At 70.6% G+C, this 683-nt stretch carries 1 protein-coding gene; it reads right to left on the bottom strand.

Features of this window, described 5'->3' with window-relative positions; translation table 11 throughout:
- On the bottom strand, positions 1-629 hold a 629-nt coding region (locus tag AC1RQF_RS33425; protein ID WP_492874416.1), incomplete at its 3' end, for an AMP-binding protein.
- Positions 630-683: the final 54 nt, after the last annotated feature.

Genomic DNA, 683 nt, shown 5'->3' with positions numbered 1-683 from the left:
GAAGGCGCGGGCAGCGCGCGCCGGTCGAGCTTGCCGTGCGCGGTCAGCGGCATCGCCTCCAGCCGGACCCACTGCTGCGGCACCATGTGCGCCGGCAGACGCCCCAGCATCGCCTCCCGCAGCGCCGATGCGCCCTGCCACCGCGCCCCCTCATCCAGCACGACATACGCCACCAGCTGCGGATCGCCGTCCGCTCCCGTCCTGACTTCGACATGCGCGTCCGCCACCCCCTCGCATCCCCGCAGCGACTGCGCAATCTCCCCGGGTTCGATCCGGTATCCCCTCAGCTTGATCTGCTGGTCGATACGCCCCAGATACTCCAGCGTGCCGTCGCGACGGCGCCTGCCCAGATCCCCCGATCGATACAGCCGGGCACCCGCTCCCCCTCCGAACGCGTCCGGCACGAATCGCTCCGCCGTCAACGACGCCCGCCCCAGGTAGCCTCTCGCCACCCCTGCGCCCCCCACGTGGATTTCCCCCGCCGCACCCGGCGGCACCGGCTGCCCGCTCGCGTCCAGCAGGTACACCCGGAGATCCCCCAACGGATCGCCCACGCTCCGGTGCGCCTTCTCCGGATCGAGAATCTCTCCATAGGTGACGTGCACCGTCGTTTCCGTAATCCCGTACATGTTGACGAAACGCGTGCCGCCGTCCCCCCCATGATGCGACCACCACCGGGCCAG

The organism is Burkholderia sp. GW821-FHT14F03, assembly GCF_058803765.1.
Note: the sequence above shows the minus strand (reverse complement) of the source record. Positions and strands in the feature narration are given on the sequence as shown.